The following is a 17,091-nucleotide window of genomic DNA, read 5'->3' on the forward strand; positions in this document are numbered from 1 at the left end:
ACAAATTTATTAAATTACAGATTAACAAAGGTGCTCTAAAAGTTTTATTAATACCAAGAAATGATAACAAATCTGCTTATTTAGCGCGAGGTACATTAGAGTGTTTATTACTCGTTTTTTTCCATATTTGTTCTGAATTTAAATAGAAACTCCCGATAAAATCAAAATTGCATTCATCAGGCGCAATGATAGATAAAAATGGATTTTGAGAGTTGTCTCTGTAAAGATGATAGGTCTGGCCAATAATGGGTTCGAAATTAAACTTAGCGTTATAAACCAAATTGTTATATTCTAGTTCTTCCATCATTTTATCATATTCGGCTTTTAATTCTAAGTATTTTGCCTCAATTTGTTTATTGGCTTTTAGTATGTTTTTGTTTTTCCAAGTGATATTATCTGTTGCTATTATGGCTGGAGCTCCAACATTTGTAGCATAGGGCTTTAGTGACGCGTTATACTTTTGGGAAGCCTCATCAAAAACTATATTATCAGGTTTTTTTTTCATAATTCACTTATAATAAGAATGGATTTGATTTTCAGTATTAAAAAATCAAATCCATTATAGGTAATGTTTTAAAAGCGCCCTTAAACTCGGGGAACACCTTTTATTCGTTTTTCGATTTTACGTTTTTTCTCTGTTAAGACTTTCATAACATCCATTAAGTGAGCGTCTTTGGTCTTTTTATAAACTTCATTTATTGCTAAAATTAATTTTTTAGCTTTTCTCGAGGCTACAACGCGATCACTTGTAGACATATGACTCATTTTAGCTTTTTCAAACTTCTCAGCTTCTAATAATAAATCCATAGTTAATTTTGTTTAAATTTTCATAAAAATAATTAAACACCTATAAAATTATGCTAAGAAAATCATAAAACTATTTTATAGCCAAATTGTTTAAACCTATATAATTTATTATTTCCCTTAATTTTAGTGTGTTTTACTAGTTTTTATTCTGTAATGTTCTTGGGTTAAAAGCAGTTATAATTGTACTTGTTTGTGGTAACAACATCAAGCGAAATCAGAGTTGTCTAAAATAATTAGATAGTACTTAGTTAACAATGTGTTGCCCTATAAATGTTTCTATTTCGGTTATTTTAGTTTAAATTTATTATTTAATTTTATCTAGTATTAAAAGTGATTTTACCTTAACTATATTTTTTAGAATGTATGATAGGATGAAGAAATAGTGTCTGAAATTATATAAATGTTTAAATTAGCTACTGTTTCTAAATCTTTAAAGTCTAGTCGCTGGTGTAAAGGTCAAAAAATAAGAAGCATAGTGGTGTTGCCAAAATTTTATTTGAACTTATTAACCTCTTTTATCTTTGAGTTCTTATAAAATTGGTTAATATCAGGAAAAAAAAGGGCCTTGATTTAAACTAAAACATATGGATAATAACACGACGCTTTCTAAATTGAAAGATTCATTACTGGAGCACTGGAACGATTTTATTTATCAGGTTCCAAACATTATAATAGCAATATTAATCGTAACCTTTGGGTTTTTACTTTCTAATAGTGTAGCGCTCTTTTTTAAAAAAATTATAGCTGCAAGGACGCAAGATCCACTCATGACTAATTTCCTGGCTAAAACCATAAAACTTGGCCTTATTATTTTAGTTATTTTATTGGCTCTTAATATTGCAGGTTTAGGTGGTATAGCGACAGGGCTTTTAACAGCGGCCGGAGCATCTGCTATTGTGATTGGGTTCGCTTTTAAGGATATAGGAGAAAACTTCATTGCAGGAATTATATTATCATTTAATAGGCCTTTTAACTTAAATGATACTGTTAAAATAGATGATATTTTTGGTAAGGTAAAGACCATGCAATTTCGTTATACCAAACTCAAAACCTTTGATGGTAGAGACGTGTATATCCCAAACAGTGACATCATCAAAAAAGCGGTATTTAATTACACAGAAGATGGTTTTTTCAGGCTAGATTTTATTGTGGGTATTGATTATGATGATGATATTGATATTGCAAAACAAGTCATCCTTGATGCTGTTCTTAAATCTGAAGGGGTTATTAACACAGAGACACATGAGTGTTTTGTAACTGTAGACTCTTTAGGGGTAAGCACTGTGAATCTTAAAATATTATTCTGGACTAAAACCAAGGAATATAGGCGTGTAGCTTTAGAAGTGCGTAGCGATGTGATTAAAAATGTCAAGCAAGTTATTTTGAAAAACGGATTGAACATGCCTGCTGATATTACAGAAATTAAGCTTTACGGCTCTCAAACTAGTATTCCTATCACGGTTAAAAAGGAGTAATTTACTTTTGTTATTTGCCCAAAACGGATCAAAGATCAATTTCAAAAGTTGTGAGAATTCAATATAGATTTTTAAACAAAATCATACAAACCAAAAAACCCAATCTTTTCAGATTGGGTTTTTAGTGGTGGTGCCTCCAGGAATCGAACCAGGGACACAAGGATTTTCAGTCCTTTGCTCTACCAACTGAGCTAAGGCACCAGTTGCATTAAATTGCGAGTGCAAATATAGTTTCAATTTTAATACTTGCAAAAGAAAATTTATAAAATTTCATTTACTAAATTTACATTTTTTAAATTGAACTATGAATTTAATCGTTGATGTTGGTAATAGTTTTACTAAACTAGCTGTTTTTGAGCAGAGTAGCATGTTACTCAAAGTGCGTATTGAAACAGAAGATTGTGTAAAAGAAATAAAAAAACTTCAGAACATTTATGAGAATTTTGAGTTTGCAATCGTTTCTTCGGTAGGAAAACTAGATGAAACGGCTATAAATTTTTTAAAAAAAGCGTTTCAGCTACAAATTTTAACGCACGAAACTAATTTACCATTTAAGAATTTATATGCGACACCAAAAACATTAGGTATCGATCGTATGGCCTTGGTTTGTGCTGCTGTAAAACAATTTCCAGATAGAAACGTATTAATTATTGATGCTGGAACCTGTATCACTTTCGATTTTATAACTGCAGAAAATGAATATCTTGGTGGTGCAATATCACCTGGCATTCGTATGCGTTACAAAGCGATGCACAATCAAACGGCTAATTTACCGTTATTAGATACCGGAATTCCAAATCATATTATTGGTAATTCTACAGCAACATCTATGCATTCTGGTGTTTTTTATGGAGTCATAAGTGAAATAGACGGGAATATTGAAAGGTATCTCGAAAAATATTCAGATTTAACAGTAATTTTAACAGGAGGAGATACTAAAATGTTGTCTAAACAATTTAAAAGTAGCATATTTGCGGACTCGGATTTCCTTTTAAAAGGATTAAATTTTATTTTACAATATAACTCACACTAATGATAAAAAAACTTGTATTAGTTTTTATTGCACTTTTCGCAATTCAAAGTTACGCCCAAGAAACTACTGCTTCACCGTATTCATTTTATGGTATAGGAACCTTAAAATTTAAAGGATCTGTAGAAAATAAGAGTATGGGTGGCTTGAGCATCTATAAAGACAGTATTCATATTAATTTTAGAAATCCTGCAACTTACGGTGGCTTAAATATTCAGTCCTTTAAAAACGAAAGTCGCCCTGTGACGTTTACTGTAGGCGGTAGCCATACATCAACTGAACTAGAAAGTAATTTTGGTAGCGATCGCGTAAAAGCCTCGACGTTTGATTATTTAGCATTGTCTATTCCGGTGGGAAAACTAGGTTTCGGCTTTGGTTTATTGCCCTATACAGCTGTTGGCTATCGCTTAGAGACCAATAATGATGTTGGAAATATTGATACAAGGTTTAGAGGAGAAGGCGGGTTGAACAAGGCCTTTTTATCTGCAGGATATCAAATTACTGATGAATTAAGTGCTGGTATTGATGCTAATTATAATTTTGGAAACATTCAAAATAGTACCATACAGTTTAATTATAATGCTCAAAATGAACCGCTGCAAACGCAGTCTCGTGAGAATAACAGATCAGATTTAAGTGGTCTCAGTCTTAATATTGGATTGCATTACCAACGTATGATAACTAATAAATTAGAGCTGCAATCTTCATTTACCTATGCGCCTTCAAGTGATTTAAATTCTAAAAATGAGCGCTCATTTTCAAGTATCATTATTAATCCTACAACAGGAGCTGAAAGTCCTATAGAAACTATGGAAGGTGATTTAGCAGCATCTGGTTTAGAAGAAACTAGCTTAACCTTACCTTCAAGAGTCTCGTTTGGAGCTGGAATAGGAGAACCAAGAAAATGGTTTGCTGGCTTAGAATATACAGCGCAAAATACAAGTGAGTTTTCAAATGTCTTATACCAAAACACAGGATCTACTTTTGAAGATGCTTCAACCTTGTCTATCGGCGGATTTTATATTCCAGAATACAATTCGTTTACAAGCTATTGGAAAAGAGTAGTTTATAGAGGTGGCCTGCGCTTTGAGAACACCGGTTTGAAAATAGAAAACGAATCTATTAAAGAGTTTGGCATAGCTTTTGGAATAGGTATACCAGTTGGTACAATTAGAAATCCATTCTCTAACGCCAATATAGGTTTTGAAATAGGACAACGCGGTACAACAAATGCGAATCTTATTCAAGAGAATTTTATAAAAGTCCAATTGAGTCTGTCGTTAAACGATAGATGGTTTGATAAAAGAAAATACGACTAACAAAACATTAAAATTAAAGATTATGAAAACTAACATGACACTACTTATAGCCTTTTTATTTTTAGGTCTAACAACAAGTTTCGCTCAGGACAATGAAGCGTGTAATAATAACTTGTCGTTGTTTACAGAGGCGGTAAAAGGAAAAAATTGTAAAGAAGCTTATCCTTATTATCAAAAAGCAATAAAAGATTGTCCAAAGTATAATCAATCTGCCATATATAAATATGGAGAAGATATGTTTGAACTTTGTATTGATGAGTCTTCTGGAGAGGCAAAAAAGAAGTACATTAATGAGTTAATTAGTCTGTGGGAATCAAGAATGGTAAATTATGCCAGTAAATCTCCTAAAGGGAAGTACGGTTCAAAAATTGCTGAGTTGAAATATGATAACAGAGAATTGTTAGGTTTAACAGACGAACAAATTTATAATGAATTTGATGCGGTATACACTTCAGATTTAAAAAACTTTAGCAGTCCAAAGGGATTATATGTTTACTTTAAAATGATGGTAAACCTTTATGATGCTGGAAAGAAAACACCACAACAATTATTTGATAAATATGATGATGTTGTAGATAAAATAGAAACTGAAGTTGCTGAAAATGCTTCTGAGCTGAATAAGTTAGTGGCTAAAGAAGAGGCAGGAACACCGTTAACAAAAAAGGATAAGCAGTACAAGCCCTTTTATGAGCGAATGATAGAAGTTTTAGATAAGATTTCTGGTAGCGTAGATCAAGAATTAGGAGATAGAGCCAATTGTGAAAACTTAATTCCATTGTATCAAAAAGACTATGAGTCTAAGAAAAATGACGCACAATGGTTACAAAGAGCAATGAACAAGTTGTATGCTAAAGATTGTAAAGAAGATCCAATGTTTGTGAAAATTGTAAAACAAAAGTATTCTTTAGAGCCAAATGCAGATACCGCCCGTTATTTATACGTAATTACTGGAGAACAAAAATATTTAGACGAAACGTTTAGACTAGAAAAAAATCCAATTAAAAAAGCGAAGTTGTATTACCAACAGGCTAATGATTATAAGTCTAAAGGGAATTATAGTCAAGCGAGAAATTACTATATGAAATCTGTTGAACTAAACCCTTCTAATAGAAAGCCATACTTACAAATAGCAAACATGTATGCAAGTAGCGCTAAAGATTGTGGTTCTGATGCTTTTAATCAAAGAGCAGTGTATTGGTTAGCTGCACAAGAAGCAGATAAAGGAGGAAGCGCATCTGCAGCGGCTTCATATAGAGGTTATGCACCAACCAAGGTTGATATTTTTGATAAAAACATGAGTGGTAAAACAATAAAAATAGGATGTTGGATTCAAAGAAGTGTAACAGTGCCTAACTAATGATTATTAATAAACAATATATATTCAAAAACGGAGTCATAGCATTAGCTATGACTTTGTTTTTTTCTTGTAAAAACAACTTTCAAGAGATTAAAAACATTGGTGTTTCAGAAAATGAGCCTCAAGGGGTTGGTATCGATATTAACGCCAAACGTACAGACTCTGGTCGTGTAGTGGCTAATTTGATGACTCCAAAAATGCTGGATTTTGAAAACCGAAAGTTTGGGTATTCAGAATGTCCACAGGGTGTTGTTTTAGATATTTTTGATGAAAACAATCAAAAAACCAGGGTTATTGCAGATTATGCCATTATCTATAGCGCTACAGATTTAGTAGACTTACAAGGCAATGTTATCGTCGCCTCTTCTGAAAAAGATTCTTTATTTGCAGAGCAATTGTACTTTGACCAAAACAAGCAATGGTTATTTACCAATTTACCTGTGACTTATAAATCTAAAGACTACCTCACTAAAGGGAGTGGTTTTGATTCGGATAGGGATTTTAAAAAGGCCGAAGTTCTTGAAATTAGTGGTCTTTTTGCGGTTCAGGAAGATTAGAGAACTATTGGTTTAGCTTCTGTATTATTTTTTATATATCTTTACAGCACAAATCATTTTACATGTTAAAATATTTAAAGATCTTTCAATACATCTACCTTGTAGCAGGTGTGTTTTTTTTATACGATGCCATAGTGACTTGGAATAGCGATAGAAATCACGCCTATCTATCTTTGTTTCTATGCATTTTAGCCGCTTTTATGTTTTTCTTTAGGAGGCGTTTTCATAAAAAATATGAAGACAAAAACAAAAAACAATAGATGTCTATAACGGCAATTATCGTTATTATAGTATCCTTACTATTATCTGCTTTCTTTTCAGGAATGGAAATAGCGTATGTTTCTGCTAATAAAATTCACATTGAAATTGAAAAGAAGCAAGGCGATTTTTTAGCCAAAATTTTGTCTAGGTTAACCGCAAAACCCTCAAAATTTATTGCCACAATGCTTATTGGCAATAACATAGCCCTGGTGATCTATGGTTTTTTTATGGGAGATTTACTCATGAATTGGTTTAAAACAATAGTGCCTACGGGATTTGGTTTTATAGATGTTTTATTTACCGATTTTGATTTACTCTCACAAACGATCATTTCGACCTTAGTGATTTTATTTACTGCGGAATTCCTGCCTAAAGTATTCTTTCAAATTTATAGTAACACATTTATAAAGATATTTGCCTTTCCTGCCTATGTGTTTTATTTAGCATTTTGGCATATATCATGGTTTGTGCTTTGGATTTCAGACTTTGTACTGAAGCGTTTTTTTAAAACAGAAGGTGATCAGGTACAACTCGCGTTTACTAAAGTAGAATTGGGAAATTACATTAGTGAACAAATGGAATCTATTGAGTCACACGATGATATTGATACCGAGATTCAAATTTTTCAGAATGCGCTAGAGTTTGCAGAGGTCAAAGCGAGAGAGGTCATGATTCCGCGAACAGAAATAGTGGCTTTAGAACTTAATGATTCTGTAGCTAACCTAAGTGCGTTGTTTACAGAAACAGGGATGTCAAAAATATTGATTTATAAAGAAACTATAGATGATATTGTAGGTTATGCGCACGCTTTCGAACTGTTTAAAACTCCAAAAACCATCAAATCGATGATTTTGCCTGTTGAGTTTGTGCCCGAGACCATGCTGGCAAATGATATTCTAAACGCACTTATTAAAAAACGTAAAAGTATTGCTGTAGTTTTAGATGAGTACGGCGGAACTTCTGGTATAATGACGGTTGAAGATATTGTTGAAGAACTCTTTGGTGAAATTCATGATGAACATGATACCGTCATATTAATAGAAGAAAGAGTAGATGAGGAGAACTATACGTTTTCAGCGCGATTAGAAGTAGATTATATAAACGAAACCTATAAATTGAATTTACCTGAAGGTGAGAATTATGAAACACTTGGAGGTATGATAGTCGATTTTACGGAAGAAATTCCGCAGCAAAATGAAATTGTTATAATGGATAAATTTCAGTTTAAAATCTTAGAAGTTTCAAACACCAAAATAGATTTAGTCTCACTCAAAATTAAAACAGACGATTAACCACTATATCGTGAGTTTATGGAGTATTTTTATTAAAAATGCTACCCAATTTTAAATAATTATAATTAATGCGATTTTCTACTTTTTTTATTAAACAGAAAATGGTATTTTCGCCCACTATATTACCTAAAATCAATACTAAAAATGGCAATTTTAAATAAAATTAGAGAAAAAACAGTCGTACTTATTTTAGTAATCGCATTAGCATTATTTGCGTTTATATTATCAGGGCTTTTAGATAACAAAGATGTTTTGTTCTCTAAGTCACCAAACACAGTAGTTACTGTTAATGGTAAAGATATTTCTCGCGAGCAATTTATGGCTCAGGTGGAAGCAAGACAAAACCCAAACGCAACACAATCTCAAATCATGAATCAAGTATTTGATGCAATGGTTAGAAAAGCGGTCATGGAAGCGCAATATGATAAATTAGGATTAAAAGTGGGTAGAGAGCAAATGCGTGATTTGCTAAAGCAACGTTATGCTAACAGTCCTCAGTTTTTAAATGCAGAGGGCGTTTTTGATGAGTCTCTAATGAACCAATACATTGCCGATTTAAAAAAATCATCACCACAGTTTTATCAAAGATGGATTGAAGGAGAAAAGGAAATAGCGGCAAATGCTATGCAGCAAAATTACATAAACATGATTAAAGGTGCTACAACAGCTACTGTAGCAGAAGGTGAACTAGAATATAAGTTAGAGAATGATAAAGTAGATATTCAATTCGTCCAAATTCCCTTTGCTTCTATACCAGACAGTACGGTGTCTGTGTCTAAATCTGAAATTAAAGATTATATGACAAAAAACAGTTCAAAATACGAAGTTGAAGCTTCTAGAAATTTTCAATATGTAAAGTTTGAAGAAGTCGCTTCTAAAAAAGACGAAGATGAGATTCAAGATGCTTTAATAACATTAATTAAAGGTCGTGAGGTATACAATGAGGCTACTAAAGAAACTGAGAAAGCCCCAGGTTTTGCGGCTGTTTCTGTAGAAAATGCTGAAGATTTTGTTAATGAGAATTCTGATGCAGCGGTTAAGTATCAAGACAGGTTTGTGTTTGTAAACAATCTTTCTCCTAATCTTAAGGACAGTATAACAAGCTTAAAGGTAGGGGCTGTTTATGGGCCTTATAAAGACGCTCAAAGCCTTAAGGTTACAAAATTACTAGCTGTTAAAAAAGCATACGATTCTTTAAAGGTAAGACACATATTAATACCTTTTAAAGATTCATTAAATCCTGCGCCTGGAGTTGTTAAAACAGAACTGCAAGCTGAAAAAACAGCAGATAGTATATTAGCTATAGTGAAAAAGGATAACTCTAAATTCTCAGAATTAGTTCAAACCATGTCTTCAGATCAAGGGAGCTTGGCTAATGAAGGTGTTTATGATTGGCATCCAGAAGGAACAATGGTTGAAGAATTTAACGCCTTTGAAATAACTAAGAATGTAGGTGATTTAGGTGTTGTAAAAACACAGTTTGGATTTCATATCATGGAATTATTGGATAGAAAATCTCCAAAAGAGGCTTACAAACTAGCAACTATTGAACGAAAAATCGAACCATCAATAGAAACGGAAGATGCTATATTTAGAGAAGCTTCTAATTTTGAGGTTTTGGTTGGCGATAAAGATTTTCAAGAGGCTGCTAAGGCTGAAAACTTAAAAGTGAATCCTGTAAATACCGTAAAAGTTTTAGACGAAAACATTCCAGGTGCAGGCCCACAAAGAGGTCTTGTGCGTTGGATGTTTGAAGACGGAACAGAGGTTGGCGATGTGAAGCGTTTTAAAACAACTGATGGTTATATTGTTGCACAATTAACAAAGAAGAACGAAGCTGGTTTAATGAATGTTGAAGATGCTTCTGTAACGGCATTACCAGAAATTAGAAAAGAGAAAAAAGCGAAGTTGATTAAAGACAGAGTTAGTGCAACGAATATAACAGATTTAGCTGCTGCTGAAAAACAAGCTATTAAATCTGCTTTAGCCATTAATATGAAGAACCCAACAGTTGCTGGAGCAGGATTAGAACCTGTAGTAGTAGGTACTGCTTTTGGATTAAAAGAAGGGAAAACTTCCAGATTAATCACAGGAAATAAGGGTGTTTATATGGTGAAATTAATAAAAAAGACACCAGCAACTAAATTAGATAATTACCAGTCATTCGCTAATCAAGTATCCACTAAAAAGGCCACTGAAATCAATACGAGGCTATATAATGCTTTAAAAGTATCGGCAGAAATTGAGGATAATAGGGCGAATACGGTTCAATAAAAATAGTGTTATGAAAAAATTATTATTACTTTGTTTCCTCGTTTTGGCATTTAGTTGCTCAAAAGATGATGATACAGCAACTACAGATTCTCCATTTCCTAAAACAACTACGATGAAATTTGAAGTTGATTTAACAACGGTAAGAGATGCTAATATTACAACAACGATTAATGATGTTGAGGTTTTGGAATTGTCAAGTACTGCTAACTTCTCTAAATCTTATGAAAACATCGTGGTGAGCTTGCAAACTGTGTTTAAATTAGAATACGTAGATATAAGTCCTATGCCTTTTCAGCCTTACGAAGCAACTTTGAAAATTCTAGACATTGATAACATTGTGAAGTCTCAAAATTTTAGTGTAACAGAACAAGGTCAGATCCTAGAAATAGAATATATGTTTAGTGAAGATAATTAAAGCTAACTAATACTTCTTATCAAATAGAAAGGTCTCGCATTGCGAGACCTTTCTATTTGATAAGAAGTTAATGCGATTCTAGAATCATTTCTGTAAAAGGAATAATAGTGTGGTAGCCTTTGCCTTTAAAATAAGTGCTAACCTCATTTTTTGTGCCTGTTGCTAAGATAAAATCGCCTCCCCAACCTCCAAGGCTTTTAATGGCATATTTATAATCATCAAAGAGGCGCTGCTTAACTGGGGTTTGATTCGTGATTGTTCCAATTAAGGTTTCATGTGCATCAATAAGTAGTTCAAACGCCTTTAGTGAATCACATTCCAAAATTTGCTGAGTGAGAGCATTTATTTTAACAATGATTGCTTTACTATTTTTTTTATTTTCTTGATAGGTTTTTATAGCCTCACGACTGTTTTGTTTTTGATTTAAATGAATAAAAAACAACTTATTTTCAAAGGCTTTATTAAAAGCAACAGGTGTGATTTTTGATATTGTTTTATTTAATTCATAAACAATTGCCGAATCATGTTGCGCACAGGCAATGTCGTACCCACTACCACCAAAAGTGGCATGCGACAATGCGAAGGCATCAATTTTTGCCCACTGGGCTATATTATTGAGTAATGTGGATGAAGACCCCAATCCCCAATCATTAGGAAACTCTAATTTAGAAGTGACACTGTACCCTTTTTTAGTGCTCAGAAATTCCGGATTTAGCTTTTTAGCAGCGTGCAATATGTTAATCAACCGTTTTGATACTGGGTTATCATTTTGAGTCGTGAGCAGCCTGGCAAACTGTTCGTTAAGAAGAGCAAATTCATCTTCAAACCAAACGGCCCCTTTTTCATCTAAACTTCGCCAACTCAATTTGGGTTCATCAATACCTTCTACCGTTAATGTTTGCCCGAATGTTGTAGGTAAAGCTAAGGCTTTTGCGCCATCAAGAACCACATATTCTCCAGTAAGCAACAATTTACCGTGGCTGTAGAACCTTTCCATTAGCGTCTTAGTTTTTCAATTTCAGAAACAACAGCGCTATGGGTCACTATATTGGTTTTAAAATGATTAACAATGGTCTCTTTTTCAGTAGTTGTGGCTTCAAACTGGTTTAAAATATTCATCAAATGCATTTTCATGTGGCCCTCTTGAATCCCTGTTGTTGTTAATGAACGCAGAGCGCCAAAATTTTGAGCCAGACCAGCAACCGCTACAATTTGCATGAGTTCTTTCGCTGTTGGTTTTCCTAAAATATCTAATGCGACTTTCACTAAAGGATGTAAATTGGTCAATCCGCCAACGGTTCCAAGTGCTAATGGAATTTCCATCCAAAAAGTGAAAATGCCGTTTTCAATTTTTGCATGCGTTAAGCTTGTGTATTTTCCATCTTTAGAAGCATAGGCGTGTACTCCGGCTTCAACCGCTCTAAAATCATTGCCAGTCGCTAAAACGACAGCGTCAATACCATTCATAATGCCTTTATTATGAGTGACCGCTCTATAGGGCTCAACTTCGGCAATGGCTACGGCTTGTACAAACTTTTGGGCAAATGTTTCAGCCGGGATATGCTTGTCTTTTAATGCTTCAACTTTACACGATACTTCTGCTCTAACCAAACAATCGGGAACGTAGTTAGAGAGAATACTCATAATAATTTCTATAGAAACATTGCGTTGTTTTTTTGCTTCAGTTTTAAACGTTTTTGCAAATTGCTCTAAACAAGAGTTTATAAAATTCGCTCCCATGGCATCCAGTGTTTCAAAGGTAGCATGCAGCTGGTAATACCCATTTATTGCTTCAGTTTTATTTCGTAATTCAATATCTAGAATACCACCGCCACGTTTTTCCATGTTTCTGGTAATAGGCTTTGCATCAGCAATTAATTGTGATTTTACGTTTTTAAAAAAAGCAGTCAACACATTAAAATCACCAGCATATATAAAATGAACTTGCCCAATTTTAGTAGTGGAAATAACAGTGGTTTTAAACCCACCACGATCCATCCAAAACTTTGCCGCTTTACTGGCAGCGGCGACTACAGAACTTTCTTCAATGGCCATCGGTATCGCGTAGGTCTTGCCATTGATTAAAAAGTTTGGTGCCACTCCAAAGGGTAAGTAGTAATTAGAAATCGTATTTTCTATAAACTCATCATGTAATTGCTGAAGTTTTTTATCTTCATTAAAGTATTGTACTATAGTTTCTTTTGCTGTGCTTGAATTAGAAAGGTAATTGGTGACAATCCAATCTATTTTTTCAGATTTTGTAAGCTTAGAAAAGCCAGAAATTGATGTGCTCATTCAATAGGTATTATGTTTGCAAAGATACTGTTCTCATAATCATATTTCGAATATGAAATGTAGTTTGCATATTTAACTGTTAATAAATAGGGTTTTTTGCTTATTTTTTAGTAAACTTGGCATTCTTTTAAGATAAAAATATTCTGAATGCAATATTATAAATATTTACTACTTTTCTGCTTTTTAGCAAGCGCTTTATCCTCAGCACAAAACAAATTAATTACATTAGAAGACATCTGGAATGATGGTACTTTTAGAACCGAAAGACTAGATGCGCTGCACTCTATGAATAACGGACAAGAATACTCCGTTTTGAACCTTGATAGAGATAACGGGATGACTACTATAGATGTTTATGATTATAAAACACTAGAGAAGGTAAAAACATTGGTGAATTCTTCGGCGATTAAAGACTTAAACTATTTTACAAACTATACGTTTAGTGACGATGAAAATCAGGTGCTTTTAGCAACAGAGGAAGCCGCTATTTTTAGGCGTTCTACGTTAGCGAAATACTACGTTTACAATGTTAAATCTGAGACATTACTATTAGTTGCTGAAGACAAAATACAAGAGCCAACCTTTTCTCCTAATGGAAAAATGGTTGCTTATGGTTTAAACAATAATCTATACATTAAAGACTTAGCCTCAGGAAAAACCACACAAGTAACTGCTGATGGTGTAAAGAATAAAATCATTAATGGCATTACAGATTGGGTTTACGAAGAAGAATTTGGTTTTGTTCGTGCCTTCGAGTGGAATGCAGATAGCGATAAAATTGCATTTATTCGTTTTGATGAAACTGCTGTGCCAGAATTTTCAATGGATGTATATGGTAAGGATTTATACCAAACCCAAAACGTTTTTAAATATCCAAAAGCCGGTGAAGCGAATGCCATAGTATCACTGCATGTTTACGATTTGAAGAAAAATGAAACGCAAGCAGTAACGGTCGATAAAACCTACAGCGATTTTTATATTCCAAGAATTGAATGGACTAATGATCCAGAGGTCTTAAGTGCACAATACATGAATCGTCATCAGGACGCCTTAGATTTATGGTTGGTTAATGCAAAGACTAAGGAAGCGACCTTGACGATCGCAGAAACAGATAAAGCCTATGTTGATGTAACAGACAATTTAACCTTTCTAAAAGATAACAGCATTATCTGGACCAGTGAAAAGGACGGCTATAACCATATCTACCATTATACTAAAAAAGGAAAACTCATTAATCAAGTGACCAAAGGTAATTGGGAAGTGACTAATTATTATGGCTACGATGAAGAAACAGATAAAATATATTATCAATCTGTAGAGAATGGCTCTATAAATCGTGATGTGTATTCTATAAAATTGGATGGTACAGATAAGCAACGATTGTCTAAAGCTCAAGGTACAAATAATGCCGACTTTAGTGCTGATTTCACCTACTTTATCAACACGTATTCAAGTGCTACAACACCTCCTTTGTACACATTAAATGACGCTTCAAATGGTGATGTAATAAAAACCATAAAAGATAACGCTGAAGTTTTAGAGGTTGTTTCAGAATATAAAATAGTACCAAAAGAATTTTCTACTATTCGTGTTAATGGTAATGATTTGAACATGTGGACGATAAAGCCTGCTGATTTTGATGCCAATAAAGAATATCCTTTATTCATGTATCAATATTCAGGACCAGGATCACAACAAGTGGCTAATCGCTGGAATGTTGCAAACGATTATTGGTACCAAATGTTAGCGCAAAAAGGCTATATAGTAGCCTGCGTAGATGGAAGAGGTACGGGGTTAAAAGGCGCGGACTTCAAAAAAGTAACACAAAACGAACTAGGTAAATACGAATTAGAAGATCAAATCGAAGCGGCAAAACAATTAGGACAACGCCCGTACATAGATGAAGCGCGCATTGGTATTTGGGGATGGAGTTATGGTGGGTTTATGAGTAGTAATGCCTTATTTAAAGGAAATGACGTCTTTAAAATGGCCATTGCAGTTGCACCAGTGACCAGTTGGAGATTTTATGATTCTATTTATACAGAACGTTACATGACTACACCGCAGGAAAACGCAAGTGGTTATGATGACAATTCACCCATTAATCATGTCGATAAATTAAAAGGCGATTTCTTATTAATTCATGGCACGGGTGATGATAATGTACATGTACAAAACACAATGCGTATGGTTGAGGCTTTAATTCAAGCCGATAAGCAGTTTGAATGGATGATTTATCCAGATAAAAATCACGGTATTTATGGTGGCAACACGCGCTTACACTTATATAAAAAGATGACTAATTTTATTGATCGCACATTAGGTGATAAAATAGGCACCACAAGCGTAAAAATGGAAGCAGTAAAAGTTAAAGGATAAACTAACTATTAAATTATTTATAAACATGGAATTTAAATTTGGAGGTTCAGAAACCAATCAAAAAACAGTATTAGGTCATCCGTCAGGATTATTTGTGTTGTTTTTTACAGAAATGTGGGAACGCTTTTCTTACTACGGTATGCGCGCACTTTTAGTATTATTTTTAGTCTCGACTTTAATAGATGGTGGCTGGGAATGGGATAGAGCTGATGCTTTAGTACTATATGGTTGGTATACTGGATTGGTTTATTTAACACCAATTATTGGTGGTTTTATTGCTGATAAATTTATGGGCTATAGAAAGGCAATTATTTTAGGTGCATTTATTATGACACTTGGGCACGCATCTATGGCTTTAGAAGGAATAACTTCTGTTTTCTTTTATGCAGGTTTAACTTTTTTAATTATTGGTAATGGCTTATTTAAGCCGAATATTTCTTCAATGGTTGGGCAACTATATAAATCACAAGGAAAAGAGAAAGATGCTGGGTACACCATTTTTTATATGGGTATTAATGCTGGCGCTTTTTTAGGTATTCTTTTGTGCGGATATATAGGAGAAAATGTTAATTGGCATTATGGTTTTGGTCTCGCTGGTGTGTTTATGTTTTTCGGAATGTTACAATTTTATTTCTCTCAAAAAATATTTGGTAAAATAGGATTAACACCTGTTAAAACTGGAGCTGTTGATGAGGTAATAGAAGACAGTGTAGAAAAAATAGGAGAGGATATTGAAGCTGTGGTAGAAGGTGTAGAAAATTCTAAAGTTGTGAGAGACAGAATGATTGTTATTGGTGTTTTATCATTATTCGTAGTGTTCTTTTGGTGGGCCTTCGAGCAAGCAGGTGGTTCTATGACCGTTTTTGCTGCAGACTATACAGACAGGGCTCTAGAAGGTAGTGCTGCTACATCATTTAAAATTATAAATACAATAATAACTGTTATTCCTATGTTGGTTATTACATGGGTTTTAGCTATGTTGTTTAAACAAACTTTCAGCAAATATGCCCTTGCTAATATTATCTTAGGATTTAGTTTTGTTATAATTTGGGGCATTGTGATTTGGATGTTAAATAGAGAGTTTCAATCAGATACTACAGAAGTTCCTGCTTCATGGTTCTCAGTCTTAAACTCTTTATTTATTATTTTATTTGCTCCTTTATTTTCTAAGGTATGGGAAAGTAAATTCAATCCTTCAGGACCAGTTAAATTCGCCATCGGATTGTTTTTAGTAGGTCTAGGGTTTGCAGCTTTGGCTTATGGAGCTTCAGGAATACCAGATGGTGCTAAAACGGCATCTGTTAGTTTAGTTTTCTTGGTTATTGCATATTTTCTTCATACCATGGGGGAACTATGCGTTTCACCAGTGGGATTAAGCTATGTTAGTAAATTAGCACCAGTGAAATTTGTAAGTCTTATGTTTGGAATTTGGTTCACAGCTAATTTCTTTGCAAATCTTTTAGGTGGTGTTACGGGAAGTTATATTGATCCAATTTCTGAAGAGCATGGGTTGTCTACTTTCTTTTTAATATTTACTATAATACCAATAGTTGCGGCTTTGATAATGTTAGCTCTTAATCGTACATTATTAAAAATGATGCATGGTATAAAATAAAACAGTACAATACAA

14 protein-coding genes and 1 tRNA gene are annotated in these 17,091 nt (G+C 33.6%); 10 read left to right on the plus strand and 5 right to left on the minus strand.

Features of this window, described 5'->3' with window-relative positions; genetic code table 11:
• Positions 1–76: 76 nt before the first annotated feature.
• Together GQ46_RS12125 and GQ46_RS12130 are read right to left on the minus strand one after the other, a co-directional pair.
• Positions 77–505 (minus strand): DUF2452 domain-containing protein, encoded by a 429-nt coding sequence (locus GQ46_RS12125; protein WP_044402347.1) that lies wholly within the window; start codon positions 503–505, stop codon positions 77–79.
• A gap of 80 nt (positions 506–585) precedes the next feature.
• Positions 586–807 (minus strand): hypothetical protein, encoded by a 222-nt coding sequence (locus tag GQ46_RS12130; protein ID WP_044402349.1) that lies wholly within the window; start codon positions 805–807, stop codon positions 586–588.
• A gap of 584 nt (positions 808–1,391) precedes the next feature.
• On the opposite strand from GQ46_RS12130, the gene GQ46_RS12135 reads away from it, so the two are divergent.
• Positions 1,392–2,282, plus strand: coding sequence for a mechanosensitive ion channel family protein (locus tag GQ46_RS12135; RefSeq protein WP_044402351.1), 891 nt, complete (start codon positions 1,392–1,394; stop codon positions 2,280–2,282).
• 125 nt (positions 2,283–2,407) lie between these two features.
• On the opposite strand, the gene GQ46_RS12140 is transcribed toward GQ46_RS12135, so the two are convergent.
• Positions 2,408–2,483 (minus strand) — tRNA-Phe (locus GQ46_RS12140).
• 103 nt (positions 2,484–2,586) lie between these two features.
• On the opposite strand from GQ46_RS12140, the gene GQ46_RS12145 reads away from it, so the two are divergent.
• The 7 genes from GQ46_RS12145 to GQ46_RS12180 all read left to right on the plus strand — a co-directional run bounded on the left by GQ46_RS12145 (position 2,587) and on the right by GQ46_RS12180 (position 10,787).
• Positions 2,587–3,315, plus strand: a complete 729-nt coding sequence (locus tag GQ46_RS12145; RefSeq protein ID WP_044402354.1) for a type III pantothenate kinase — start codon at positions 2,587–2,589, stop codon at positions 3,313–3,315.
• Entirely contained in the window at positions 3,315–4,631 is a 1,317-nt protein-coding gene (locus GQ46_RS12150) for a membrane protein (protein WP_044402357.1), read from the plus strand. The genes GQ46_RS12145 and GQ46_RS12150 overlap by 1 nt, the downstream gene beginning before the upstream one ends.
• 22 nt (positions 4,632–4,653) lie before the next feature.
• A complete protein-coding gene (locus tag GQ46_RS12155) occupies positions 4,654–5,988 on the plus strand; it encodes a tetratricopeptide repeat protein (RefSeq protein WP_044405021.1) in 1,335 nt (444 codons plus the stop codon).
• A complete protein-coding gene (lptC, locus tag GQ46_RS12160) occupies positions 5,988–6,545 on the plus strand; it encodes an LPS export ABC transporter periplasmic protein LptC (protein WP_044402360.1) in 558 nt (185 codons plus the stop codon). The genes GQ46_RS12155 and lptC overlap by 1 nt, the downstream gene beginning before the upstream one ends.
• Before the next feature lie 260 nt (positions 6,546–6,805).
• Positions 6,806–8,098 (plus strand): hemolysin family protein, encoded by a 1,293-nt coding sequence (locus GQ46_RS12170; RefSeq protein ID WP_044402365.1) that lies wholly within the window; start codon positions 6,806–6,808, stop codon positions 8,096–8,098.
• Between the two features lie 144 nt (positions 8,099–8,242).
• On the plus strand, positions 8,243–10,372 hold the full coding sequence (locus GQ46_RS12175) for a peptidylprolyl isomerase (protein ID WP_044402368.1): 2,130 nt from the start codon (positions 8,243–8,245) through the stop codon (positions 10,370–10,372).
• Positions 10,373–10,382: 10 nt separating this feature from the next.
• Positions 10,383–10,787 carry a hypothetical protein gene (locus GQ46_RS12180; RefSeq protein ID WP_156133198.1) on the plus strand — a complete coding sequence of 135 codons (405 nt, stop codon included), beginning with the start codon at positions 10,383–10,385 and terminating at the stop codon, positions 10,785–10,787.
• 67 nt (positions 10,788–10,854) lie between these two features.
• Here GQ46_RS12180 and GQ46_RS12185 read toward each other — a convergent pair whose 3' ends face one another.
• Together GQ46_RS12185 and GQ46_RS12190 are read right to left on the minus strand one after the other, a co-directional pair.
• Positions 10,855–11,784 (minus strand): GYDIA family GHMP kinase, encoded by a 930-nt coding sequence (locus GQ46_RS12185; protein WP_044402375.1) that lies wholly within the window; start codon positions 11,782–11,784, stop codon positions 10,855–10,857.
• Positions 11,784–13,082 (minus strand): hydroxymethylglutaryl-CoA reductase, degradative, encoded by a 1,299-nt coding sequence (locus GQ46_RS12190; protein WP_044402378.1) that lies wholly within the window; start codon positions 13,080–13,082, stop codon positions 11,784–11,786. The genes GQ46_RS12185 and GQ46_RS12190 overlap by 1 nt, the downstream gene beginning before the upstream one ends.
• A gap of 147 nt (positions 13,083–13,229) precedes the next feature.
• Between GQ46_RS12190 and GQ46_RS12195 the strand changes: the two genes are divergently transcribed.
• The gene (locus GQ46_RS12195) at positions 13,230–15,461 is read left to right on the plus strand and encodes a S9 family peptidase (protein ID WP_044402381.1); all 2,232 of its coding nucleotides are present in this window, start codon (positions 13,230–13,232) and stop codon (positions 15,459–15,461) included.
• Positions 15,462–15,486: 25 nt separating this feature from the next.
• A complete protein-coding gene (locus GQ46_RS12200; protein WP_044402384.1) occupies positions 15,487–17,076 on the plus strand; it encodes a peptide MFS transporter in 1,590 nt (529 codons plus the stop codon).
• Positions 17,077–17,091 lie beyond the last annotated feature (15 nt).

Source organism: Lacinutrix sp. Hel_I_90 (genome assembly GCF_000934685.1).
Lineage (GTDB): Bacteria > Bacteroidota > Bacteroidia > Flavobacteriales > Flavobacteriaceae > Lacinutrix.

Coding starts and splice junctions, on each gene's coding strand:
- GQ46_RS12135 (WP_044402351.1), top strand. CDS start 1,392: ATGGATAATAACACGACGCTTTCTAAATTGAAAGATTCATTACTGGAG.
- GQ46_RS12180 (WP_156133198.1), top strand. CDS start 10,383: ATGAAAAAATTATTATTACTTTGTTTCCTCGTTTTGGCATTTAGTTGC.
- GQ46_RS12200 (WP_044402384.1), top strand. CDS start 15,487: ATGGAATTTAAATTTGGAGGTTCAGAAACCAATCAAAAAACAGTATTA.
- GQ46_RS12185 (WP_044402375.1), bottom strand. CDS start 11,784: ATGGAAAGGTTCTACAGCCACGGTAAATTGTTGCTTACTGGAGAATAT.
- GQ46_RS12150 (WP_044402357.1), top strand. CDS start 3,315: ATGATAAAAAAACTTGTATTAGTTTTTATTGCACTTTTCGCAATTCAA.
- lptC (WP_044402360.1), top strand. CDS start 5,988: ATGATTATTAATAAACAATATATATTCAAAAACGGAGTCATAGCATTA.
- GQ46_RS12175 (WP_044402368.1), top strand. CDS start 8,243: ATGGCAATTTTAAATAAAATTAGAGAAAAAACAGTCGTACTTATTTTA.
- GQ46_RS12195 (WP_044402381.1), top strand. CDS start 13,230: ATGCAATATTATAAATATTTACTACTTTTCTGCTTTTTAGCAAGCGCT.
- GQ46_RS12155 (WP_044405021.1), top strand. CDS start 4,654: ATGAAAACTAACATGACACTACTTATAGCCTTTTTATTTTTAGGTCTA.
- GQ46_RS12130 (WP_044402349.1), bottom strand. CDS start 807: ATGGATTTATTATTAGAAGCTGAGAAGTTTGAAAAAGCTAAAATGAGT.
- GQ46_RS12190 (WP_044402378.1), bottom strand. CDS start 13,082: ATGAGCACATCAATTTCTGGCTTTTCTAAGCTTACAAAATCTGAAAAA.
- GQ46_RS12170 (WP_044402365.1), top strand. CDS start 6,806: ATGTCTATAACGGCAATTATCGTTATTATAGTATCCTTACTATTATCT.
- GQ46_RS12145 (WP_044402354.1), top strand. CDS start 2,587: ATGAATTTAATCGTTGATGTTGGTAATAGTTTTACTAAACTAGCTGTT.
- GQ46_RS12125 (WP_044402347.1), bottom strand. CDS start 505: ATGAAAAAAAAACCTGATAATATAGTTTTTGATGAGGCTTCCCAAAAG.